Here is a 23,837-nt window from a genome sequence, read left to right on the forward strand (position 1 = left end):
TTATCACTTTTATTGTACTTTTCATGTTTTAATTATCGGTCTTCGTGTTTGAAGTTATTGTTGACAGTATAAAATGTTATATTATAACATTACAATTATCAACTACCTTAAAGGATTAAACATGAAAAAGTTCGTCTTAGCATTGTCATCTATTTTAATGTCAATGTTAGTACTGCCAATACAGTCACTAATGGCAGCGGAAAACCCACAAGTTGTGGTTAGTATTAAACCGATACACTCACTCGTTAGTGCTGTTATGGAAGGCGTTGCAACACCAACTTTATTAGTAAAAACCGGCTCGCCACATGCGTATACATTACGTCCATCGGAAGCGAGAGCATTAGCTAATGCTGATTTAGTGGTTTGGGTAGGGCATGAGTTAGAAAGCTTCCTTGAGAAACCGTTACAAACAGTCGCTAAAAATGCACAAAAATTAGAATTATCAGAACAACTAAAGTCCTCATTACTAGCCACTCGAAATAGTGGTGAATGGCAGCATGAAGATCACGAAGAACATAAAGATCACGACGAACATCATGAAGAGGGTACCGAAGAGCATTCTGGTCACGACGAACATCATGAAGAAGGTATTGAAGAGCATAAAGACCACGATGAACATCATGAAGAAGGTATTGAAGAGCATTCAGATAACGATGAACATCATGAAGATGGTGCAGAATCGCATCATGAACATCATCACGGTGCAATGGATTTACACCTTTGGCTTGACCCTAAGATCGCTCAAAAAATTGTTATTGAAACAACCAACATGCTGGTGGAGTTAGACCCTGCTCATGCACTCCAATACCAGTCTAATGCAATGAAATTAAATGAACGATTAACTTCACTTGATCAACAATTAAAACAAACATTGAAACCAGTTAAAGCCACTCCTTATTTAGTTTTTCATTCAGCATATCAATATTTTGAAACTGCTTATGACTTAAATGCAATAGGTTCCGTGACGATTGATCCTGATAGAAAACCAGGGGCAAAAGGGATCAGTGAAATCCGTAAGAAAGTAAAAGATTCAGGTGCTCGTTGTGTATTCAGTGAACCTCAATTTCAGTCAAGTTTAGTGACGACTATTATTGAAGGTACTGGTGCTAAAACAGGTGTGTTAGATCCATTAGGTTCAGAGATTCCAGAAGGGCCTGAAGCATACTTCACTTTAATTAATAACCTAGCGAATAACTTAGTCATTGGCTTGAAGTAATTAAGTTGCCAAAAAAGACCTAGTTATAATTAGGTCTTTTTCGTTGTTATTCGACGATATCAATTAAATTAATTAACATAAATACTTCTTTACTGTTACAGTAACATTTTAAATTATCCTAAATTAAGCATGTTATTTATTATGGCTCTCAATAAAAAAAAGACACGTCCATCCCTTAAAGATATTGCAGAGCTCGTTGGTGTGACAAAAATGACAGTAAGTCGTTTTTTGAGCAACCCTCAATTAGTCTCAGAAAAAACACGTATAAAAATAGCCAAAGCAGTAGAAGACAGTGGGTACATACATAATCGTGCTCCTGCTATGTTGTCTAAGGCATCAAGTAAAGCTATTGGTATATTACTTCCGTCACTTTCAAATCAGGTCTTTTCTAATTTTACTCAAGGTATCGAATCAATCACTAATATGAGGGGGTATGAAGTATTAATTTCCCATTTTGGATATGACTTAGAAATAGAAGAGCGAAAAATAGCTAGCCTACTTTCCTATAACATTGACGGTATCATCTTAACCAGCACAAACCATACTCCTAGAACGTTGAAAATGTTAAAAACCGTTGGAATTCCTGTTGTTGAAACAATGGAGCTTTGTAAAAATCCTATTGATATGAATGTCGGTTTAGACCATGAATTTGCAGCTTATACGGCTACGATGGAAATGGTGAAAAGCGGTAAACGACAAATTGCATATTTTGGTGCACGTTTAGACAGCAGAACAAAATTACGAATGAAAGGTTACGATAAAGCCATTGTTGAATGTGGCCTTAAAAAGAATCACTTTTTAACTCATAAACATTCTACTTTCACATTAGGCCGGGAGTTATTAAGCAGAGCATTAGATGAATGTTCTGATTTAGATGGAATCTTGTGCACAAATGATGATATTGCAGTCGGGACAATATTTGCCTGTAATGAACGAGGTATTTCCATCCCAGAAACTATCAGTATCATTGGTTATAATGCCTTAGATATAGGCCAAGCAGTGAGCCCTCGACTAACCAGTATTTATACTCCGCGTTATGAGATAGGTGAAACCAGCGCATCAATTTTACTGGATGCTATCGAAGGTAAAAGAGACACCAAAAAAATCTATGATTTAGGGTTTAATATAAAAAAAGGTGACTCTTTCTAGGTCTATTCATCTTTAATAAACCGCTTTGATACAAAAAATATTAATAATTCCATATAGAATTGTTAATTATTTTTATGCTATTTTATTAAAGAATTCGATACGATGATGATTATAAGCGTATGATTTTAAGGTTGCTTTTAATTTGAAAGTAAATTTTAAATTATTAGGAAATAACAATACTGAGAATGCTACTTCAACTTTATAACCTCTCTTTCCTCTCGATTATCTTTTATATAATAATGGTTACCGCAGTACATTTCTTTACGTTTTACTGTAGGGGTTATAACTATCCTCGGTAGCTTTCTATTCATAAAAAAACATATTATTGGCTTATTATTTACATTAAAAATAATAAACGCCTTTTGAACAACATCAAAAATTCTACGTAGATCAAATTTCTCATAACCAATTCTCTCCTTTTTATAGGCTATTGAGACATAAATTAGACATGGATCTTATTTATGTCATTTCTGTTGATTATAGGTATTTTTAAAAATTTAGTTACTGGTAACATGTTATCGGTAACTTAAAAGGTAATTGAAAAATAAGTAGTCATTAATCAAAAATTTATAGGACTTCGAATGATAGCTTTTACATACATGATAGAAAAAACGATGAAGGCAATGGAGATATTTTTAATGATATTAATGTCTGTGATGGTAATTGCTGTTGTATGGCAAGTATTTACTCGATTTGTTATTAATTCGCCTTCTACTTTTACTGATGAGCTGTCTCGATACTTAATGATATGGGTTGGTATCTTTGGTGGTGCCTATACTTTTGCTATTAAACGTCATTTAGCATTAGAAATGTTAATGCCAAAATTGAATGAAAAAAATCAGCATTGGTTGCACATCTTCATTAATTTACTAGTGATTTTATTTTCCTATACGGTGTTAGTTTACGGTGGAAGCTCAATCGTAAATGCCACACTTGCTTACAATCAAATCTCCCCAAGCTTAACGTTATTTGGAAACGAAATTCCAGTCGGTTACATATACTTAGTCTCGCCCATTTCAGGCTCACTTATGATTCTTTTTGGTGTTTACGATATTGCAAAATCATTCCAGTCAATAACCTTAATTAAGAAAGGGTAATAACATGACCTTAATCGATATCTTGTTCACTGAAAATTATATTGCTCACATGCCTGATGCTGTATATGACTTGTTGCCTGTCGTCATGCTTTTTAGTTCTTTACTTATATTTTTGGTTATTGGGGTTCCAATTGCTTTTTCTATTGGTTGGTCAGCTATTTTAACCATATTTTTATCATTTCCATTAGATAAGGCTGCAGGGTTAACCTCTCAGCAATTACTTGGCGGATTAGATAATTTTGGTTTATTAGCACTTCCTTTTTTTATTCTGGCCGGGAACTTGATGAATAGTGGAGGAATAGCCAAACGATTGATTAATTTTGCAATGATTTTAGGGGGAAAATTACCTGGTTCATTGTGTCATGTGAATGTTATTGCGAATATGATGTTTGGTTCCCTATCAGGCTCTGCGACTGCAGCCGCTGCAGCCGTCGGCGGTATTATGGGGCCACTACAAAAAGAAAAAAATTATCCTGAAGATTTCTCTAGTGCTGTCAATATTGTTTCATGTCCTACAGGGTTATTAATACCACCATCAAATGTTGTTATTTTATATGCTTTAGTAAGTACATCCTCTGTTCAATACTTATTTCTAGCAGGTTATATCCCAGGATTATTAATGGGTTTAGGTATTATGATTGGGATCATGATATTTGGTAAAATATTCAAAGTGCCACAACAAACAATCGTATTAGAAAAGCCCGTCTTAACAATAATTATTGAAGCCATTCCTAGTTTATTCATGGTTGTTATTATCATGGGAGGAATTGTAGGAGGTATTTTTACTGCAACAGAAGCATCCGCTATAGCAGTGATGTACAGCTTAATATTAGGGTTTGTTTATAAACAAATAAAAATAAAACACTTACCAAATATATTAATTAATAGCGTAATACTAACTTCTATTGTGTTACTTATGATTGCAACCTCTTCTGCTATGTCTTGGGCAATGGCAAATGCTGATATACCTGCTGCTATCTCGGCATTTGTTCTCGCTTTCTCGGAAAACCCGATCATCATCCTTTTACTTATTAACGTTATTTTATTAGTCGTAGGAACATTTATGGATATGTCTCCGGCCATACTTATTTTTACTCCTATTTTATTACCAATCGCAGTACATTTGGGTATCGATCCAATTCATTTTGGAATGATCATGATATTCAATTTATGTATTGGTATTTGCACTCCTCCAGTTGGTGCAGCCTTATTCGTAGGTTGTAGTGTGTCTGGAGTCAAGCTAGGTAAAGTTGTACCTAAACTCTTACCTTTATTTTTAATCATGATATTAACCCTCGGAATTGTTACTGCTATTCCTGAATTGTCTCTTTGGTTACCGAGACTTGCTGGATACAAAGGCTAGTAATAACAACTAATTTTACTTTAAGGAAAAGACATGAAAATTTTAAAACAGTTTACTTTAGGTGCTGCAACGCTTGCTATTGCACTGAGTGCAACAACAATGAATGTAAGCGCAAAAACATTAAAACTGGCACATGCAATGCCACTTGAACATCCCGTTTCTAAATCATTGGCTTGGTTTGCTGATGAAGTTACCAAACGATCTAATCTGCGTGTAAAAGTTTATCCTAACTTAACGCTTGGTAAGGAAGAAGCAACATTGCAGATGGTACAAAATGGTACTTTGGCATTTACTAAAGTAGGCGGTGGGCTGACTGCTACTTTCTCAAACCAATATAAAGTATTGTCTTTACCTTATTTGTACAAAACGGTTGAAGAATCTAAAAGAATTTTAAGTGGTCCAATTGGAGATGGAATTTTAGAATCATCAGAAAAAGATGGATTTATCGGACTTGCGTTTCTATCAAGTGGTTCAAGAAGTTTTTATTCGAATACTAAGATTGAAAAACCAGCCGATCTAAAAGGATTAAAAATTCGCGTTCAAAACTCACCTATTGATATTGATACAATGAAAGCACTAGGTGCGAGCCCTGTTCCTATTTCATCTGGAGAAGTGTACTCAGCGTTACAACAAGGTGTTGTTGATGGTGCAGAAAACGATATTCCAACCTATTTCTCTACTCGCCATAATGAGGTTGCTAAGTACTACTCTTCAGATAAACACACTTCAATTCCAAACGTATTAGCAGTATCAACGGATATCTGGAAAACGCTTTCTCCAGAAAACCAAAAAATAATTAAAGAAGTGGCTAAAGAATCATTAGCCGTTCAAGACAAATTTTGGGATGAATATGTTGATATGGCCAAAGTTAAACTAGTAGAAAGTGGTGCTGAAATACTGACTGCTGATATTCCTGCATTCCAAAAATCAGTTCAACCAGTGTATGAAAAATTCAAGAAAGATAACCCTAGCTTGGTTTCTTTATTAGAAACAATTCAAAACGCAAAATAGTCAATTTAATTCATTCGAGGAGTAAATAAGAAGATGGGGTCATTAACAGGTAAAAAAGCTTTTATAACTGGTGCTGAGCAAGGTATTGGTAAAGCAGTCGCGGAACAATTAATAGATGCTGGCTGTGATGTATATATTCATTATTTTATGGGTGAAGAGGGACCTAAGGAATTGGTTAAATTAGCAGAATCTAAAGGTCAAAAAGCAAGTTCTGGTTATGCAGATTTAACTGATGCTGAATCAGCTAATGAATGTATTACTAATGCCGCTGAGTTTTTAGGTGGAATGGACATCTTAATTAACAACGTTGGCGGCATTATTGCCCGTAAATGGTTAGGGGAAATAACACCTGAATTTTGGAAAACCGTGATCGACGTTAATATGACGACCATGCTTAATGTTACTCAATCGGCGCTACCATTTTTAAAAGAAGCTTCAAATGGCGCGAGTATTGTTAACCTCGCATCTTTAGCTGGACGTTCTGGTGGGCATTCTGGGTCTTTAGTTTATTCAACAACAAAAGGCGCAGTGCTGACTTTCACTCGTTCTTTAGCTGCTGAACTTGGTGAATTTGGTATTCGAGTCAATGCAGTTGCACCAGGATTAATATTAGGTACGCGATTCCATGATCAACACACAACAAAAGAGTCTGCTAATGCAACTGTTGCCGGTATTCCTGTTGGTCGAGCTGGAACACCTGATGATGTAGCGAAAACGATCATTTTCCTTGCATCGGAATATGATGGCTTTGTTTCAGGTGCGACAATTGATGTCAATGGTGGCGTATACCGCATGTAATTAATGTGGGTTAATACTAAGTATTAGCGTAGCCATTTTTATAATGGTTACGCTATTAGAGGAATCAAAATGATTAAATCAAAAATTATTCATCCCGAATTAATATCGACTTTAGCTAAGTGTGGGCATAAGACAAAAATATTGATTGCGGATAGTAACTATTCTTTTGTCACTAACTCTTCACCTAAAGCGATCATTATTTATTTGAACCTATCACCTGGAATGATTAACGCGACGGATATTTTGGATGCATTACTTACTGAAATTAATGTTGAGTCGGCCATTTTGATGGATACACCTGCTGATTTTAATCCTGAAATATATCAAGAATATAAAGATAGATTATCGCTAGAAGTTGAATTTACCTCATTAGATCGGTACGCATTCTATAACACGGCAAAATCAGATGATTTATTACTGGTGATAGCGTCAGGTGAGAAAAGAAGATTTGCTAATATAATATTAACTGTTGGTGCCATTAAGTAGTTTTATGGATATAAATTTCAACGCTAAAGTTTAAAAAATAAAATATTAAATTCATTTTTATAACTAATGATGGAGGGAAAATATGAGCACTAAAACATGTTTTTACTGTGATAAAAATGAAGTGTTAGATAGCCTAATGATTCATATTGGTGAGTTAAGTCATTCTAATCTTTATTTAAATTTAAATCAGTCACATTTAGGGCGCGTTATTGTTGCATCAAAAACACACATAAAAGAAATATTTGAACTCTCAAAAAGTGAAAGGGACGGGTTTATGGAGGATGTCGCATTAACCAGTGAAGTGCTTCAAGCTATTTTTTGCCCTGATAAAATTAATTACGCTATCTATGGCGATATAGTTAATCATTTCCATATGCATATTGTCCCTAAATATAAGGATCAAAAGAATTGGGGAAGCCCATATAATGATGACTTTCCCATTTTTTTAAGCGATGAAGAAAACAAAAAATTAATAGATAAAATAAGAACAAAATTAGAAGCATGAACATATAAGCTTTATATTTTTGAGAATACTAATGCTTAATTTTAATCTCATTAAGATAAAAAATTATTGCTCTTATTGAGCATATTACATCAACTCATTAACAGTCTTATCGCCATATAAAGTGCATAAATGCAGTGAAGGAGCATCTTCTCGAAAGCTTATCCTTTACCGTTTTTGTGTCTTTACTTGAAATTTAGTTACGGGTAACATGTTATTGGTAACTTATTGCAAATTAGCTTTATCTATTATTTGTAGTAAGTATTTTAAATAGGGTATAGGTCCCAGAATGAATGAAAAGAAAGTTGGCCATGTCTTTATTGTGATGGGCGTTTCCTCAACAGGGAAATCAACAATAGGTGAAAGTTTAGCAAAGAAAATGAACGCTAAATTTATTGATGGTGATGATCTTCACCCCAAAGCAAATATTCTTAAAATGTCTTCAGGCCTTCCATTGAGTGATGAAGATCGAAAGCCGTGGTTGGAAAGAATCCGTGATGCTGCTTTTAGTATAGAAATGAAACAAGAAACGGGTGTTTTAGTTTGCTCTGCTTTGAAGAAAAAATATCGCCAACAAATATGTGATGGTAATAACCATATTATTTTCTTACATCTTCATGGGGACTTTGATTTAGTCAAAGAACGAATGAAAGACAGAGCAGGGCACTTTATGCCGATTAAACTACTTAAAAGCCAATTTGAAACACTAGAAATGCCTCAAGAAGACGAAGTTAATGTTATTCATATTGATATCGATGGTACTCAAGAAGAGGTGGTGTTGCGTTGTGTTAATGCTGCGCTATTGTCTATTTCAAAAAGCAATCAATGAGTTAAGAATTATATTAATAATGTTTCATCATAGGTTAAAAAGGCGAAGCATTACATTTTCAAAAAATTCAACTAGTTTAACTATAATCAAAGGTTATTTATGAATAAGGTTATTGAACAGGTCACTAAAAACATTGCAGAGCGAAGCGTCATCAAACGTACTGAATACTTAACTCGTGCACAAAACCTCGCATCATTAGGTAAAGAAAGAGCCAATTTAGCGTGCGGTAATTTAGCGCATACTGTTGCATCGTGCGGCGCTAGCCAAAAATCAACCATTCTAGATTTCACTAAGGTAAATGTTGGTATCATCACTGCTTACAATGACATGCTTAGCGCACACCAACCTTATAAAACCTACCCCGATCAAATTAAAACCGCTTTACAGAAAGTTGGCCATAGTGCGCAGGTTGCTGGCGGTGTGCCTGCTATGTGTGACGGTGTTACACAAGGTCAAACTGGAATGGATTTATCTTTGTTTTCTCGTGATTTAATTGCACAAGCTACTGCGATCGGCTTAAGCCACAACACCTTTGATGCCACTCTATTATTGGGTGTTTGCGATAAAATAGCGCCAGGGCAAATAATGGGGGCACTTGCTTTTGGGCATTTACCTGCTGCATTTGTACCATCAGGCCCAATGCCAACCGGTATTAGTAATGAGCATAAAGTAAAAGTACGACAACAGTATGCTGCTGGTGAAGTGGATAAAACCGCATTACAAAAAATGGAAAATGAAGCTTATCACTCACCGGGTACATGTACTTTTTATGGCACTGCGAATACTAACCAATTAGTATTTGAAGCGATGGGGCTAATGTTACCAGGATCTGCTTTTCTACCACCTAATTCAGCATTACGCCATGCGTTAACCGATACGATTGCAACACATATGGCTAATATTACTTACGGCTGTAAAAACTATCGTCCTATATCAGAAGTAATCGATGAGCGAACAATGGTTAATGGATTGGTTGCTTTATTGGCCTCTGGTGGTAGCACTAACCATACAATTCATATGATTGCGATTGCAAAAGCTGCAGGCTTAACAGTTACTTGGGATGATTTTGATCAGCTATCTAAAGTCGTACCGTCTTTAACTATGCTTTACCCTAACGGTCCTGCCGATATTAATGCCTTTCAGGCTGCTGGTGGAGTCCCTACATTAATGAAGCAGTTATGTGATAGAGGCTTGTTAAATATGGATGCTAAACCAATATATGGAACAATGCGAGATTACTTAACTCATCCTATTTTGGAAGAGGATCGGGTAATATTCATTGATGCAGTTGACTCTAAAGACAAGCAAGTGATTTCAGCACCTAATGAAATGTTTAGCCCTCAAGGCGGTTTAAAAGTATTGGACGGTAATCTTGGAAGAGGTGTTATTAAAATTAGTGCCGTCGCAGAAGAAAACCGCTTTATTGAGGCGCCAGCAATGGTCTTTGAATCTCAACATGATGTAGAAAAAGCGTATCAAGCAGGTTTATTTAATCATGATGTTGCTGTTGTCGTTCGTCATAATGGACCAGCAGCAAATGGTATGCCTGAGTTACATAAACTGATGCCAATTTTAGCGAATGTAATGAAAAGTGGGTATAAAGTTGTTCTAGTTACAGATGGCCGTTTATCAGGAGCGTCAGGTAAAGTACCTGCTGCAATTCATATGACGCCAGAAGCGCAGTATGATGGACCACTTAGTCGAATTAATAATGGTGATATTATTCGTCTTGATGCAAACAATGGTGATATTTCAGTTAAACAAGATATTAGCCAGCGTATACCTTTTCATCCAGATTTAACAAGCCAGCAATTTGGTGCTGGTCGTGAGTTATTTTCGTTATTTCGAACCGCTGTCTCTAGCGCAGAAGATGGTGCTACTATTTTAAATTAGTATTAAAAATAATACCCCCGTTACCTTTTAAGGTAACGGTCCATAGAGCAAACTGTGAAGAAAAAATTTTCGTTGTTAGAAAGTGACGATTTAATCCGTTAGATCTTCCTTTTTCTGTCTAGGATCTATTCACTTCAGAGCTTTCTAAGTTTTGCTCCTTGAACAGTAATTTGCTTTTTTCTTTTAGAAAATTAAAAACTATTTCATCGGGTAATGTTTATAACCTAATTCAGATGAAATATTCTTTCCTGCTTGTTGTAATAAGTTTACATAATGCGACATGCGCTGTTCATCGAAGCGAATGGTAGGGAATGAAATTGATATGCCAGCAATCACAGTACCGAATCTATCAAATATTGGTGCTGCAATACATCTTAAACCAGGTTCTTGTTCTTGGTTATCTTCTGCGTAATGCTGTTCTTGAACCACTTTTAATTCAGATAATAATTGGTTTGTATTTTCTAATGTTTTTTCAGTGTGTTTAATAAATTTTACATCGGATAACGTCTCACGAACAAAAGCTTCGTCTCTACCTGCCAATAAGACTTTACCAATTGCCGTACTATAAAGAGGGTTACGACGACCAATTTTTGATTGCATTCTTAAACTGTAATTAGAGTCAATTTTATGGATATAAATAATTGAATTATCGTCTAGTGCACCTAAATGTAATGCTTCATTTGTTTGCTCTGATATTAAACGCATCTCTTTATCCGCCAAGCTAATTAAATCTACATATTCTAAAGATTTAGCTCCTAATTCGAATAACTTTAGTGTCAGAGAGTACTTGTCTGCTTGATCTTCTTGAGTGACATAGCCGAGGGTTTTCATCGTTTGTAGGAATCGATAAGTGGTTGCTTTAGACATCATTAAACGTTGTGAAAGCTCTGATACACCAATATTTTTTTGCTCACCTAATGCTTGTAAAATACTAAATACTTTTAATACCGATGAGACAGATTCTGGTTGAGTTGGTTTATCCATTGCTTTTCCTTATCGTTTTTATTTGTGCACATCATAACCTGAGTTAATTTTCAGTGCAGTATTTTTAAAAAGCCTTTTTAAAAATTTGAAAACCTTAATCTCGAAAGGAATAATCTTGAAAGGAATAATATTGAAAGGAATAATATTGAAAGAAGTTATATTTGAAAGAAGTTATATTTGAAAGAAGTTATATTGAAAGAAGTTATATTGAAAGAAGTTATATTTAAAGGAATCGTATTTAAAAGGAATGACATTTAAAAGAAGTCGTACTTGATGAATAATTCTTGATATATATCTAAATTTATAAAACGATGTTTCATAAATAATTGTAAGTGATTTTTTTCTACGTATATTGGTGTGAGTTGTGACAGAGATAATGATCTTTAACTAAATTAATAGCAGCGTCGCTGTAGGAGATACCATGAAAATAGCGTTAATGATGGAAAATAGCCAAGCAGGTAAAAATGCAATGGTGTTAAATGAGCTAAAAACAGTTGTAGATCCGCTTAATTATCCTGTTTATAACGTCGGTATGAGTGATGAAAATGATCACCATTTAACCTATATACACTTAGGGATTATGGCGAGTATTTTGATTAATGCTAAAGCCGTTGATTTTGTTGTTGCTGGTTGTGGTACAGGTCAAGGCGCGATGATGTCTTTAAATATACATCCTGGTGTTGTTTGTGGTTATTGCTTAGAACCTTCCGATGCATACCTATTTAACCAAATTAACAATGGTAATGCATTGGCGTTGGCCTTTGCTAAAGGGTTTGGTTGGGGAGCAGAATTAAATGTGCGTTACATTTTTGAAAAAGCGTTCACGACAGGCGAGCGTGGACAAGGTTACCCGTTAGAGCGCGCGGCTCCGCAGCAAAGTAATGCAAGTATTTTAAACGATGTTAAAGCTGCAATAATGAAAGATAACTACTTAGACACATTAAAATCGATTGACCAATCATTAGTTAAAACAGCTGTATCAGGCGAGCGTTTCCAACAATGCTTTTTTGAACATTGCCAACATGATGAGATTAAACAATACGTACAATCATTGTTAGCTTAGTGTTATTTACATCGTTTTTTTAACTTAATTATAATTATTTTTAACTTAATCATCATTAAATAATTCAAAGCCGATATTTTCAATGCATGTAATAGAAACTATCGGCTTTATTGATTAATGTGTATTTTCTTGCTTAAAAGCCAATGCAACGGCTAAAGATTGTACCAAACATAATGAAGCCGATTGAGATCGAAACTCATCAACTTTACCTTCATTCACCACAAAACAGACATCGCTATAAGCAGCTAATGGGCTAATTTGACTGTCAGTTATAATGATTTGTTGTGCGCCTGCTTTTGCGGCCGCTTTGCTCAACATGACCGTTTCTTCTGCGTACGGGCTAAAACTAATAGAGAGTACAAGATCGTTCTTACCAACCATAGATAACTGTTCATTAAACATACCTCCTAACCCATCGATTAAAAAAGCACGACATTCTGCATGGCGTAATGCATAGGTTAAGTAAGTTGCGATACTGAAGGATCGCCTTAAGCCGATAATATAAATATTGTCAGCCTTACTGAGCATATCAACTGCCATCTCTAGTTGCTGTTGCGATGTTTGAGTCGCTAATTGATGCATTGCCTGAGAATTTACTTGAGCGAACTGTTGTAAAATATGTAAAGGTTTTCCACGTCCAGTCTGTTCGGGCTCATGCTCTTTTAATAATCTAGCACGGTCGGTATAGCTTGCTGTTTCTTCGATTAAGTCTCTTCTAAATAATTGTTTTATTTCATTAAACCCGCTGAATTCAAAGGCTTTAGCAAAGCGAATTAAAGTAGAAGGCGGTACGTCTGCTTGTGTTGCGATGACTGCTATCGTATCAAAAGCTAAGCTGTTGTTATTGTCTAATACATAAGATGCAACTTGTTGTAGCCGCTTACTTAAATCATCGTAGCGAGAACGAATTTGCTGTTGTAGTTGGACAATATTTTTGGCTACCGGCATCTTACTTTCCTTTGTTTCACTTTATTAACATTCATTTCATATCGGCGTATTTATTAACCTGATTATTAATCTGAGTATAGAGATAGTTAGTCTTCATTCCTAATAGTTGAATATATTATTTCAATATTTATATTAAATGAAATAAATAGTTCATTTTTGTTTATTATGTCAATAGCTCTTTTGTGCCTTGTTATTACTGGACTTTTTATGATTGCTCTTACTGTTTAAACGTCTTAATTCAAATGCCCATCACACTTACTTTAATTAGAGTGAAATAAAGTTTTCATTTTGATTGAAAGTGAAACATTTATTTCATAGTATGGCGTCATGGTTAATAAAAGAACGCTTTCTGAGTAATTAATCGCACTAGGCTATCTACTTTTTACCAACAATACACCAGCGAATAAAAGAGCCGTAAATAATGGAGCACAACATGATGGAAGCTAAAAAAAAGAAACTTGACCTGATTTGTATGGGTCGTGTTGCCGTTGACTTTTATGGTCAGCAAATTGGTGCTCGACTCGAAGATATGGGGTCATTTTCAAAATATTTAGGTGGTTCATCAGGTAATGTCGCTTACGGTACCGCGCGCCAAGGTTTGAGGTCTTCGATGTTAGCGCGTGTTGGGGATGAACATATGGGGCGATTCTTAAAAGAAGAGTTAGAGATGGTTGGTGTTGATACTCGCTACCTGATCAAAGATAAAAACCGATTAACCGCATTAGTGATATTGGGTATTAAAGACACTGAAACATTTCCACTGATTTTTTACCGTGATAATTGTGCTGATATGGCGATCACTGTTGATGATGTGAATGAAGAATACATTGCATCGGCACGTTGTTTAGCGATAACGGGCACTCACTTATCTAACCCACAAACGAGAGAAGCGGTACTAACAGCTTTGAAGTATGCACGTCGTCATGGTGTAAAGACTGCATTAGATATCGATTATCGACCTATTTTATGGGGGCTGACCTCATTAGGCGATGGCGAAACACGTTTCATTGCCTCAGATTTAGTAACTCAACAGCTTCAAGAGGTGCTGCATTTATTTGATTTGGTCGTGGGAACTGAGGAAGAGTTTCATATTGCGGGTGGTTCAACTAATACATTAACAGCACTGAGTAACGTTCGGTCAGTTAGCCAAGCTGAATTGGTGTGCAAACGTGGCCCATTAGGGTGCTCTGTTTTCTCCGAAAGCATCCCCAACTCACTTGATGAAGGGATAACCATTGAAGGTGTACGCGTTGATGTTTTAAATGTACTTGGAGCCGGTGATGCTTTTATGTCTGGATTATTACGTGGTTACTTGAACGACGAAGGCTGGGAAAAATCGTGTGCCTACGCAAATGCATGTGGGGCTTTAGTTGTCTCTCGTCATGGTTGTGCACCTGCTATGCCATCAAAAGAAGAGTTAGACAATTACTTAAGCCGAGCTGAACAAGTGCCTCGCCCAGATTTAGATCCTGAATTAAATCATCTACATCGTGTTACGACTCGTAGAAAAAAGTGGGATGAACTGTGTGTATTAGCGTTTGATCACCGAAGCCAGTTAGTGGATATGGCCAAGGAGTTTGGTGCTGATCTTGGACGAATTCCAGTATTAAAAGAACTAATTTTTAAAGCAAGCCGAGCTGTCTCTGAAGATCTTAATTTAACGGGGAAAACGGGCATATTATGCGATAGCCGTTTCGGACAATCAGTGCTTAATGAAGCGACTGGCAGTGATTGTTGGATTGCTCGCCCAATAGAGCAACCGGGTTCTCGTCCTTTAACGTTAGAGCACGGCAATATTGGTTCACAATTAGTGACTTGGCCATTAGAGCATATTGTTAAATGCCTGATTTTTTGCCATCCAGATGACACGTCAGAAATGCAAACGGCACAAGAAAAAACCATTAAAGAAGTGTACGAAGCGTGTTGTTTATCTGGGCATGAATTGTTGTTAGAAGTTATTTTACCCAAAGATCTCCCTCATAGTGATGTGCATTACGTTCAATTAGTCGCGCGTTTCTATAGTTTGAATATCAAGCCAGATTGGTGGAAGTTACCGCCATTAAATAGCATTTCGTGGGCGCAAGTGAGTGCTTTAATTGAAGCCAATGATCCCCATTGTCGTGGTGTTGTATTACTGGGGTTAGATGCACCAGCAGCGCAATTAAAAGAAGGCTTTAATGTTGCTTCTACATGTAAGTGGGTGAAAGGTTTTGCGGTAGGGAGAACCATATTTTCTAAACCATCGCGTGAATGGTTAGCCAATCAAATTGATGATGACATGCTAATTCAACAAATTAAAAGTAATTACTGCACCATTATCAGAGCTTGGCAGCAACGTAGTTTAATAGCAGAGAAGTTAATAGCAGTGAAGTAAATCGCTGCGAAGTGAATAGCAATCAAGTAAATAACAGATAAACATTACTGAGTTAGATCTACCCATATTCTCCATCATTAGTTTTTAAGGAAGTAAGTCATGGAAACGGTTCAAAATTTTATTAATGGTCAAATCACTACAAGCAATAGCCAACGTTTTAGTCCGATATTTAACCCTGCAACAGGCGAGCAAACAGGCCAAGTCGTGTTGAGTGATGAACTAGAAACAGCAGCGGCAATTACATCTGCAGAGCTGGCTTTTCCTCGTTGGGCAAAAACGTCTCCCTTAAAACGATCGCGTGTGATGTTTGCTTTTAAAGCCTTATTAGAAGCGAATAAAGATGCATTAGCGCGTTTGATTTCTAACGAGCACGGTAAAGTTTTCTCAGATGCGATTGGTGAAATTACACGTGGGTTAGAAGTTGTTGAATATGCTTGTGGTATTCCTCATCTTCAAAAAGGTGAACATTCAGCGAATGTAGGAACAGGTGTCGACAGTCATTCATTGATGCAACCGCTAGGGGTTTGTGTTGGTATAACACCTTTTAACTTCCCTGCGATGGTGCCAATGTGGATGTTCCCTGTGGCGATTGCGACGGGCAATACCTTTGTGCTTAAACCTTCTGAGAAAGATCCTTCTTTAGCATTACAATTAGCCGCTATGCTCAAAGAGGCGGGGTTACCTGATGGTGTGTTTAATGTGGTTAATGGCGATAAACAAGCAGTTGATGTGCTACTTACAGACCATCGTGTACAAGCGGTTAGTTTTGTAGGCTCAACACCCATTGCTGAATATATTTATAGCACCGCCTCTGCGAATGGAAAGCGTTGCCAAGCATTAGGTGGCGCTAAAAATCATTGTTTATTAATGCCAGATGCCGATCTTGATATGGCGACGAATGCGATCATGGGCGCAGCTTATGGGTCCGCTGGAGAACGTTGTATGGCGTTATCCGTCGTTGTGGCTGTGGGCGATGAAACCGCTGATCAACTTATCGGTAAACTAAAAACACAAATACAAGCAATGCGAGTAGGGCCTGGGATCGTGGATGGTATAGAAAACGATATGGGGCCTGTTATTACTGCACAGCATAAAGCTAAAATTTGTGATTTTATTAGTGAAGGTGAAACTCAAGGTGCTTCATTGTTAGTCGATGGACGTTCATTAACAATTGATGGATATGAAGCAGGGTACTTCGTCGGTCCTACATTATTTGACAATGTCTCACCTGAGATGACTATTTATCAAGAAGAAATTTTCGGTCCTGTCTTAGCCATTGTGAGAGTACCAAACTACCAAACCGCTCTTGAGTTAATTAACCGAAATGAATATGGCAATGGTACGGCTATTTTTACTCGCGACGGTGAAACTGCACGCGAATTTAGTGAGAATGTTTTAGCTGGCATGGTGGGAGTGAATGTACCGATCCCAGTACCCATGGCTTTTCATAGTTTTGGTGGATGGAAGCGTTCAATATTTGGTCCATTAAATGTGCATGGCAGTGATGGTGTACGTTTTTATACTCGAATGAAAACGGTCACTAGCCGCTGGCCTGCTAGTGTTCGTTTAGAAGAACATGGAAGCAGCTTTACGATGCCAACTATGTAGCTCTTATAAACAGAATAGGCTCATAGCTTAAAGTAAAAAGAACATATCGTCCCCCATTGCAGGTCTCTAATAAAACATTATTGAGGCCTGCTTTTTTGTACCTTTTCAGTCTTATTCTTCAAATTTAAAGCAGGTTTTCATTATGATGATTGTTTCCGATCCTTGGTTTTATGCAACCGCTATTCCTGCTGTTTTCATCTATGGAATAGGTAAAGGTGGCTTAGGGGGCGCATTAGGTATTATTGCCGTTCCTTTAATGGCTATCACTATTGAACCAACACAGGCTGCTGCCATTTTATTACCTATCTTATGTATTATGGATTTTTTTGCCGTTAAACAACATTACCGTAATGCTAACCGTAAAATATTAACACGCATGTTACCGGGATCAATTGTGGGTGTGGCATTAGCCGGCTTATTTTTGAGTGTGATATCAGAGTCGGGCTTAAAGTTAGTCATTGGCGGTTTATCATTAGCATTTTGCTTACAGTATTTTCTCATGGGAAGCCCCAACAAGGGTAAAGACGGTATTATTCGTGCTTGGTTTTGGAGCATGATGAGCGGATTTTCTAGTACGGCATTACATGCTGGTGGCGGACCTGCGAGTATTTACTTGCTGCCACTAAAGCTTGATAAAATAGTACTCATTGCCAGCATGGCGGTGTTATTTGCTATTGTTAACTTGTTTAAACTCATTCCTTATACTTTATTGGGTGAGTTTGATCATACTAATTTGATGACGTCACTGGTATTAATGCCATTAGCACCGATAGGGGTAAAAATAGGCGTTTGGTTATTGCATCGAGCGAGCCAAGCCTTGGTATATCGTTTGTGTTATCTCTTTTTATTTCTATCTGGGTGTAAATTATTCTGGGATGGCGGATATGCTTTATTTTGATTAGAGCTTACTTCAGTTCTAGCCTACTTTAATTAGACCTTATTCGATTAAACCTTTATTCAATTAAACTCTTATTCAATTAAACCCTTATTCAATTAATTCTGCTTCAACTAAAGTCTGTTTTAATTAGCCCTTATTTTCATTAAAAACCGTTTTAAGCCATTCTATTGTTACTTTTCTTTATGTTATCGGTAGTTTATTTCATCAATATTATACTACTTGCTCTTTTTATTGCTCTTATCTCATTTTACTCAATAACAAGAGTGCAAATGTTCCGTCCTTTTCAACTGCTATTGAACCCTACCTTAGGAGCCTATTTAAGGGGATAAGACCTTTTTATTCTTACGAATACCGTTTCTATTTATTAGTTAATGTAATAACACAAATCATCCCACCTTGTTTCTTTTTCTTCTTTTGAAAATATTTTTCTATTTTAGTGTGCTTTGTGATCAGAGCCTTTTAAAGTGTGAGCTTGTTAATGTATTTCATCAATTATGACGTTTTTGATGATTTACATCAATACATGGTCGTATTTTGTTCGTTTTTAGGGGCTAAACAAGGTTTTTTGATAAGAATCATCATTTAAATCCGACTTGGTTAACATTTATATAACAAGCTTCTTTTAAGCTATAGCTTAACTAGATTTGAAAGATTAGTATGAAAACCACTCTTAATTGGAAATAATTTTTCATTTTAAATTTGAGATTTAATCCCATTAATAGTTTACGAAAAAAAGTAGTTATATTCGAAAGGAAAAATGGCTTCTAATAATTAATTTAGCACTTAGTGTTAGAGATTATTAGAAGCGATTATTTCTAATCTAAAAGTACTATCAAGGAGAGATTTGATGAAGAAGTTTAAATTATTAACGGCGGCTATATTCTCGATGGCAATTGCTGCGCCATTGGTTTCTATGTCTGCTGTTGCAGAACGTTATGTCTTAATTAGTCATGCGCCAGATTCTGATAGTTGGTGGAATACTGTTAAAAATGGGTTGGCATTAGCGGGTAAACAAATGGATGTGACCGTTGAATACCGTAACCCACCAACAGGTGATCTAGCCGATATGGCTCGTATAATACAACAGGCTGCTGCTTCTAAACCAGATGGCATCATTACAACTCTTGCTGATTTTGATGTACTGAGTGGGCCAATCAGAAATGCGGTTGACCAAGGCATTAACGTTATCATTATGAATTCAGGTACACCTGAACAAGCACGTGATGTAGGTGCATTGATGTTCGTAGGACAACCTGAGTACGATGCTGGTTTTGCTGCAGGTCAACGTGCTGAAAAAGATGGCGTTAAATCTTTTGTATGTGTTAACCATGCTATTTCTAATGCAGTAGTGAGTGAGCGTTGTCGTGGTTTTGCTGACGGACTAGGTGTAGATCTTGGTAACTCTATGTTAGACAGTGGACAAGATCCTTCTGAAATTAAAAACCGTGTATTAGCTTATTTAAGTGCGAATCCTGATGTTGATGCCATTTTAACGTTAGGTCCTACAGCTGCTGGACCAACACTTTTAGCATTACAAGAAAATGGCTACGCAGGTGATATCTACTTCGGTACGTTCGACCTTGGTGAAGACATTGTTAAAGGTATTAAATCGGGTGTAATTAACTGGGCTATCGATCAACAACCCTTCTTACAAGCTTACTTACCTATCGTTATCTTAGCGAATTACGACCGATTTGGTGTTTTGCCAGGTAATAACATTAACTCTGGACCTGGTTTTGTAACTAAAGAAGGCTTAGAGCTCGTTGAAAAACATGCAGGAGAGTACCGTTAAACTTTAATCTACTATTTTAATTAATTTGGCCGGCGCCCTTTTAGGGGCGGCCTTTTAACCTCAAGCACTATTCTTAATTTTAAAATTTAGAGGTCTAAGATGACAGAAACTACTTCAACCCCACCAGTAAGCACCGATAAACCGGACGAACGAGTTAAAACAAGATCGAGTTTTCGACAAGCGCTAATCAGACCTGAATTAGGCGGCATTTGTGGAACAATCTTAGTGTTTACTTTCTTTTTATTAACCGCCAGTGACTCAGGTATGTTTTCTGCCTCTGGTGTTATGAACTGGTCTATCGTTTCTTCACAATTTATCATTATTGCCGTCGGTGCATGTTTATTGATGATTGCAGGTGAATTTGATTTATCTGTCGGTTCGATGATTGGGTTTAGTGGGATGTCAATTGCCTTACTCTCGGTCGTATTTGGTTTACCGATGTGGATGGCTATTATTGCTACTTTCATTTTATGCATGGGAATTGGTGCATTAAGTGGTTGGTTGGTTATTAAAACAGGATTGCCTAGTTTCATCGTTACCTTGGCTTTCTTATTTATTCTTCGTGGTTTAACTATTTTCGCGGCTATTTCTACGACTAACAAAACGATTGTTGGCGGCATTAAAGACGCAGCAGAAGGGGATTGGCTTGCGCCTTTATTTGGCGGAAAAGTACTTACGGGGTTATTTCAATGGTTGGGTGATAACGGTTGGATTGAAACGTTCGAACGTGGTTTCAAAAAAGGCCAGCCCGTTGTTGATGGTATTCCAATGTTAATGGTATGGGCTGTCATTCTACTTATTTTTGGTCATTGGTTACTCACTAAAACAAAATTTGGTAACTGGATCTTCGCTTCTGGTGGTAATGCACAAGCCGCAACTTATGTTGGTGTGCCAGTTAACCGCGTTAAGATCTTAATGTTCATGTTTACTGCTTTCTGTGCATGTGTTTTTGCTACATCACAGGTGATTGAATTTGGTTCTGCAGGGGCCGACCGTGGTTTATTAAAAGAGTTTGAAGCGATTATTTCAGTGGTTATCGGCGGTGCGCTACTAACAGGTGGTTATGGTTCGGTTATCGGTGCTGCATTAGGTGCGATTATTTTCGGTGTTGTACAACAAGGTTTATTTTTTGCGGGTGTAGAAAGCTCTTTATTCAGAGTGTTCCTAGGTGCCATCTTATTATTCGCAGTAATACTTAATACTTATATTCGCCGTATGATCACAGGGGAGAAATAACATGAGCGAACCTATTATCGAAATGAAAAAGATAGAGAAGCATTTTGGCTCTGTTATTGCTCTCTCTGGTGTTTCACTTAAAGTAATGCCTGGTGAATGTTTGTGTTTATTAGGTGATAATGGTGCAGGTAAATCAACATTTATCAAAACCATGGCTGGTGTACATAAACCGTCGGTTGGTGAAATATATTTTGAAGGTAAATCAATGGATTTTGATTGCCCCCGTGATGCGATTATCGCAGGTATTGCAACGGTGTATCAAGATTTAGCGATGATCCCATTAATGTCTGTAGCACGTAACTTTTTCATGGGTAATGAACCAACAAAGAAAATCGCAGGCATTAGCTTTTTTGATCATAAATTAGCAAATGAAGTTACTATGAAAGAGATGAAAAAAATGGGTATCCATCTACGTTCAGCAGACCAAGCCATTGGTACATTGTCAGGTGGTGAGCGACAAACGGTTGCGATTGCTCGTGCTGTATATTTCGGTGCTAAAGTACTGATTTTGGACGAACCGACTTCTGCATTAGGTGTACGTCAAACGGCTAATGTACTCGCTACGATTGATAAAGTACGTAAGCGAGGTATTGCAGTGGTGTTTATTACTCACAACGTACGACATGCAATGGCAGTTGGTGACACCTTTACAGTATTGAATCGTGGTAGAACATTAGGCTCAGCACGAAAAGGTGAAATAACCTCTGAAGAACTACAAAATCTAATGGCTGGTGGTGCAACATTAGCGACATTAGAAGGTTCATTAGCGGGGACTATTTAACTTACTCGCTTTTTCACCTTACTTTTAATAAATGATATCCAAACTGGTTTGACAGGTTTGGATATCATTTATTAAATCATCACGATCTTAACTCACCACGATCTTAACTCCTTGCCTTGATAAAAAGCATACATTGCTACTGAATTCTTATTTCACCTTCCAATACTCTCATTTTTAAAACTAATCCGTATTTCTGTTGTTAATACAGAATCATTCTATTTATCCACATGACAAAGATTTTATTTTTTATTTTAAGTTGTTGTTTTTAAGGTTTATTAGCGTATTGTTGAGTTAATTTTAACAAATTAAGATATTCCGTATTTCCACCGGAAATACGGAATGATTCTTTATAATAAGCTGTTAGGTTTCTATCGTATGTGGCATAAATTTTTGTTTTTAATATTTATACTTCCTTCTATTTGTTATGGAGAAAATAAGATGGATTGGCTATTTGATCAAGCACGTAACGTTGCGACTGTAACAACTAAACAGGTGATGTATGAGAATTTGCCAGTTTTAAGTGTTGTGCATTATGAAGATGATGATTCTTGGGCGTTTACTTGTGGTACAACTAATGAGTCTGATGATTTAATGTTGGTTAGTATGGAGCAAGTTGTTGATACTGATCCTACTTTATCATCGATTGCAGATTTACCGCCTGGATGGAGTGCATATCGAGAATCAGTAAATCATAAGTGGGTTCGTTCCATAGATGAGTAAAACCTAACAAGGGCATTTAAACGGAACTAAAACAGTGGGTTACGTTCCGCTTCGCTTCACAGTATAACCCACAATTTTAGTCCGCTTAATGCGGCGTTGAGGCTGTAGAATTTCTCCGAAAAGAACGTTTTCACGTTCTTTTTTTATAATATCTCATTGTACAAAAAACAACCTTGATTGAACTGTCCCTCTGTGATCTAATAGTTATTATTCGCTCAGAGATAAACATGATGGCTAACTACAAACCTGACTTATCTTGCCAAAGTAAATTCATTCCGATTGATTTCGCACAGCAAATTATCCCCGGTACTTTTGAATATGCACTTTCCCATATTGTGGACAAACATCTTGATTTAAGTTCATTTGATAAATGGTATGACAACGACAAAGGTGGCGCCGCAGCTTACCCACCGTCAGTGATGTTGAAGATAGTTCTGTTTGGTTATTCACGTGGGTTAGTTAGTAGCCGACGTATTGCGAATGCGTGTGAAACCAATATTACCTTCATGAGTTTATCTGGTGATGAGCAACCTCATTACACTTCTATTGCTAGTTTTGTCGCTAAAATGAAAGACCAAATTGAACCACTATTTACTCAAGTATTAATGATATGCGACCGTGAGGGATTGATCGGCCGAAACATGTTTGCCATCGATGGATGTAAAATAAGATCAAACGCTAGCAAAGAATGGAGCGGCACATTCAATGAACTTGAACGTAAACAAGCGAAACTACATAGAGCAAGTCAACGTATACTTGCACGCCATCAAGCACAAGATGGGTTGAGTGAAGATGAAATATCACATGATTTAAAACAGCAGGGCAAGCTTGATAAAAGTGCTAATAAAATTAAAGCATTTTTAGCAATGAATGAAGAAAAGTTAGGCAGTCGTAAGACGCCTGTGAAAAGTAATATCACCGACCCAGATAGTGCGAAAATGACCACCAGTAAAGGCACTATTCAAGGCTACAATGGCATTGCCATTAACGACGATAAACATCAAATCATCTTACAAGCGCAAACATGGGGTTCAGTTGGTGAACAACAAACCTTAAAACCTGCCATCGAACAGCTGCAAGCACAACTTA

General features: G+C 36.8%; 21 protein-coding genes. 19 read left to right on the forward strand and 2 right to left on the reverse strand.

All coding sequences use genetic code 11. The annotated features are described in order from the left end of the window. Positions 1 to 121 precede the first annotated feature (121 nt). The 10 genes from SP041_RS17180 to edd all read left to right on the forward strand — a co-directional run bounded on the left by SP041_RS17180 (position 122) and on the right by edd (position 10,344). Positions 122 to 1,216, forward strand: coding sequence for a zinc ABC transporter substrate-binding protein (locus tag SP041_RS17180; RefSeq protein WP_025562644.1), 1,095 nt, complete (start codon positions 122 to 124; stop codon positions 1,214 to 1,216). A gap of 141 nt (positions 1,217 to 1,357) precedes the next feature. Then, positions 1,358 to 2,365, forward strand: coding sequence for a substrate-binding domain-containing protein (locus tag SP041_RS17185; protein WP_025562643.1), 1,008 nt, complete (start codon positions 1,358 to 1,360; stop codon positions 2,363 to 2,365). Positions 2,366 to 2,946: 581 nt separating this feature from the next. Then, a complete protein-coding gene (locus SP041_RS17190) occupies positions 2,947 to 3,462 on the forward strand; it encodes a TRAP transporter small permease (protein WP_205961218.1) in 516 nt (171 codons plus the stop codon). A gap of 49 nt (positions 3,463 to 3,511) precedes the next feature. Continuing rightward, on the forward strand, positions 3,512 to 4,825 hold the full coding sequence (locus SP041_RS17195; protein ID WP_037047792.1) for a TRAP transporter large permease: 1,314 nt from the start codon (positions 3,512 to 3,514) through the stop codon (positions 4,823 to 4,825). 33 nt (positions 4,826 to 4,858) lie between these two features. Next, a complete protein-coding gene (locus SP041_RS17200; RefSeq protein WP_025562640.1) occupies positions 4,859 to 5,836 on the forward strand; it encodes a TRAP transporter substrate-binding protein in 978 nt (325 codons plus the stop codon). 33 nt (positions 5,837 to 5,869) lie between these two features. After that, positions 5,870 to 6,634, forward strand: coding sequence for an SDR family NAD(P)-dependent oxidoreductase (locus SP041_RS17205; protein WP_025562639.1), 765 nt, complete (start codon positions 5,870 to 5,872; stop codon positions 6,632 to 6,634). Positions 6,635 to 6,703: 69 nt separating this feature from the next. Then, positions 6,704 to 7,120, forward strand: coding sequence for an RbsD/FucU family protein (locus SP041_RS17210; protein ID WP_025562638.1), 417 nt, complete (start codon positions 6,704 to 6,706; stop codon positions 7,118 to 7,120). An 82-nt stretch (positions 7,121 to 7,202) separates the two neighbouring features. Next, entirely contained in the window at positions 7,203 to 7,625 is a 423-nt protein-coding gene (locus SP041_RS17215) for an HIT family protein (RefSeq protein WP_025562637.1), read from the forward strand. A 286-nt stretch (positions 7,626 to 7,911) separates the two neighbouring features. Further along, positions 7,912 to 8,451 carry a gluconokinase gene (locus SP041_RS17220; protein WP_025562636.1) on the forward strand — a complete coding sequence of 180 codons (540 nt, stop codon included), beginning with the start codon at positions 7,912 to 7,914 and terminating at the stop codon, positions 8,449 to 8,451. 99 nt (positions 8,452 to 8,550) lie between these two features. Continuing rightward, positions 8,551 to 10,344, forward strand: a complete 1,794-nt coding sequence (gene edd, locus SP041_RS17225; RefSeq protein ID WP_025562635.1) for a phosphogluconate dehydratase — start codon at positions 8,551 to 8,553, stop codon at positions 10,342 to 10,344. Positions 10,345 to 10,542: 198 nt separating this feature from the next. Here the strand turns inward: edd and kdgR are convergent, their stop codons facing one another. Next, entirely contained in the window at positions 10,543 to 11,328 is a 786-nt protein-coding gene (gene kdgR, locus SP041_RS17230; protein WP_025562634.1) for a DNA-binding transcriptional regulator KdgR, read from the reverse strand. 421 nt (positions 11,329 to 11,749) lie between these two features. Between kdgR and SP041_RS17235 the strand changes: the two genes are divergently transcribed. Then, positions 11,750 to 12,391 (forward strand): RpiB/LacA/LacB family sugar-phosphate isomerase, encoded by a 642-nt coding sequence (locus SP041_RS17235; protein WP_025562633.1) that lies wholly within the window; start codon positions 11,750 to 11,752, stop codon positions 12,389 to 12,391. Between the two features lie 114 nt (positions 12,392 to 12,505). Here SP041_RS17235 and SP041_RS17240 read toward each other — a convergent pair whose 3' ends face one another. Beyond that, positions 12,506 to 13,339 (reverse strand): MurR/RpiR family transcriptional regulator, encoded by an 834-nt coding sequence (locus SP041_RS17240; RefSeq protein WP_025562632.1) that lies wholly within the window; start codon positions 13,337 to 13,339, stop codon positions 12,506 to 12,508. Between the two features lie 433 nt (positions 13,340 to 13,772). Here SP041_RS17240 and iolC point away from each other — a divergent pair, with 433 nt between their 5' ends. From iolC to SP041_RS17280, 8 genes are all read left to right on the forward strand, one after another. After that, a complete protein-coding gene (gene iolC / locus SP041_RS17245) occupies positions 13,773 to 15,713 on the forward strand; it encodes a 5-dehydro-2-deoxygluconokinase (RefSeq protein ID WP_240791496.1) in 1,941 nt (646 codons plus the stop codon). Positions 15,714 to 15,812: 99 nt separating this feature from the next. Further along, positions 15,813 to 17,321 carry a CoA-acylating methylmalonate-semialdehyde dehydrogenase gene (locus tag SP041_RS17250; protein ID WP_025562630.1) on the forward strand — a complete coding sequence of 503 codons (1,509 nt, stop codon included), beginning with the start codon at positions 15,813 to 15,815 and terminating at the stop codon, positions 17,319 to 17,321. A 142-nt stretch (positions 17,322 to 17,463) separates the two neighbouring features. Further along, complete coding sequence (locus SP041_RS17255) at positions 17,464 to 18,219, forward strand: sulfite exporter TauE/SafE family protein (protein WP_240791497.1); 756 nt, start codon at positions 17,464 to 17,466, stop codon at positions 18,217 to 18,219. An 847-nt stretch (positions 18,220 to 19,066) separates the two neighbouring features. Beyond that, positions 19,067 to 20,011 carry a sugar ABC transporter substrate-binding protein gene (locus tag SP041_RS17260; protein WP_025562628.1) on the forward strand — a complete coding sequence of 315 codons (945 nt, stop codon included), beginning with the start codon at positions 19,067 to 19,069 and terminating at the stop codon, positions 20,009 to 20,011. Positions 20,012 to 20,110: 99 nt separating this feature from the next. Beyond that, a complete protein-coding gene (locus SP041_RS17265; RefSeq protein ID WP_025562627.1) occupies positions 20,111 to 21,247 on the forward strand; it encodes an ABC transporter permease in 1,137 nt (378 codons plus the stop codon). Between the two features lies 1 nt (position 21,248). Beyond that, positions 21,249 to 22,028, forward strand: coding sequence for an ATP-binding cassette domain-containing protein (locus SP041_RS17270; RefSeq protein WP_025562626.1), 780 nt, complete (start codon positions 21,249 to 21,251; stop codon positions 22,026 to 22,028). Between the two features lie 438 nt (positions 22,029 to 22,466). Further along, the gene (locus SP041_RS17275) at positions 22,467 to 22,748 is read left to right on the forward strand and encodes a hypothetical protein (protein WP_025562625.1); all 282 of its coding nucleotides are present in this window, start codon (positions 22,467 to 22,469) and stop codon (positions 22,746 to 22,748) included. A 230-nt stretch (positions 22,749 to 22,978) separates the two neighbouring features. Beyond that, a partial coding sequence (locus SP041_RS17280; protein WP_137297965.1) for a transposase occupies positions 22,979 to 23,837 on the forward strand: 859 nt, incomplete at its 3' end.

This window comes from Psychromonas sp. SP041, assembly GCF_000470315.2.
In the GTDB taxonomy this organism is placed as follows: Bacteria; Pseudomonadota; Gammaproteobacteria; order Enterobacterales; family Psychromonadaceae; genus Psychromonas.

What these genes read in the sequence shown, in the direction of transcription:
- SP041_RS17180 (WP_025562644.1), top strand. Translation starts at nt 122, where the DNA reads ATGAAAAAGTTCGTCTTAGCATTGTCATCTATTTTAATGTCAATGTTA.
- SP041_RS17185 (WP_025562643.1), top strand. Translation starts at nt 1,358, where the DNA reads ATGGCTCTCAATAAAAAAAAGACACGTCCATCCCTTAAAGATATTGCA.
- SP041_RS17190 (WP_205961218.1), top strand. Translation starts at nt 2,947, where the DNA reads ATGATAGCTTTTACATACATGATAGAAAAAACGATGAAGGCAATGGAG.
- SP041_RS17195 (WP_037047792.1), top strand. Translation starts at nt 3,512, where the DNA reads ATGCCTGATGCTGTATATGACTTGTTGCCTGTCGTCATGCTTTTTAGT.
- SP041_RS17200 (WP_025562640.1), top strand. Translation starts at nt 4,859, where the DNA reads ATGAAAATTTTAAAACAGTTTACTTTAGGTGCTGCAACGCTTGCTATT.
- SP041_RS17205 (WP_025562639.1), top strand. Translation starts at nt 5,870, where the DNA reads ATGGGGTCATTAACAGGTAAAAAAGCTTTTATAACTGGTGCTGAGCAA.
- SP041_RS17210 (WP_025562638.1), top strand. Translation starts at nt 6,704, where the DNA reads ATGATTAAATCAAAAATTATTCATCCCGAATTAATATCGACTTTAGCT.
- SP041_RS17215 (WP_025562637.1), top strand. Translation starts at nt 7,203, where the DNA reads ATGAGCACTAAAACATGTTTTTACTGTGATAAAAATGAAGTGTTAGAT.
- SP041_RS17220 (WP_025562636.1), top strand. Translation starts at nt 7,912, where the DNA reads ATGAATGAAAAGAAAGTTGGCCATGTCTTTATTGTGATGGGCGTTTCC.
- edd (WP_025562635.1), top strand. Translation starts at nt 8,551, where the DNA reads ATGAATAAGGTTATTGAACAGGTCACTAAAAACATTGCAGAGCGAAGC.
- kdgR (WP_025562634.1), bottom strand. Translation starts at nt 11,328, where the DNA reads ATGGATAAACCAACTCAACCAGAATCTGTCTCATCGGTATTAAAAGTA.
- SP041_RS17235 (WP_025562633.1), top strand. Translation starts at nt 11,750, where the DNA reads ATGAAAATAGCGTTAATGATGGAAAATAGCCAAGCAGGTAAAAATGCA.
- SP041_RS17240 (WP_025562632.1), bottom strand. Translation starts at nt 13,339, where the DNA reads ATGCCGGTAGCCAAAAATATTGTCCAACTACAACAGCAAATTCGTTCT.
- iolC (WP_240791496.1), top strand. Translation starts at nt 13,773, where the DNA reads ATGATGGAAGCTAAAAAAAAGAAACTTGACCTGATTTGTATGGGTCGT.
- SP041_RS17250 (WP_025562630.1), top strand. Translation starts at nt 15,813, where the DNA reads ATGGAAACGGTTCAAAATTTTATTAATGGTCAAATCACTACAAGCAAT.
- SP041_RS17255 (WP_240791497.1), top strand. Translation starts at nt 17,464, where the DNA reads ATGATGATTGTTTCCGATCCTTGGTTTTATGCAACCGCTATTCCTGCT.
- SP041_RS17260 (WP_025562628.1), top strand. Translation starts at nt 19,067, where the DNA reads ATGAAGAAGTTTAAATTATTAACGGCGGCTATATTCTCGATGGCAATT.
- SP041_RS17265 (WP_025562627.1), top strand. Translation starts at nt 20,111, where the DNA reads ATGACAGAAACTACTTCAACCCCACCAGTAAGCACCGATAAACCGGAC.
- SP041_RS17270 (WP_025562626.1), top strand. Translation starts at nt 21,249, where the DNA reads ATGAGCGAACCTATTATCGAAATGAAAAAGATAGAGAAGCATTTTGGC.
- SP041_RS17275 (WP_025562625.1), top strand. Translation starts at nt 22,467, where the DNA reads ATGGATTGGCTATTTGATCAAGCACGTAACGTTGCGACTGTAACAACT.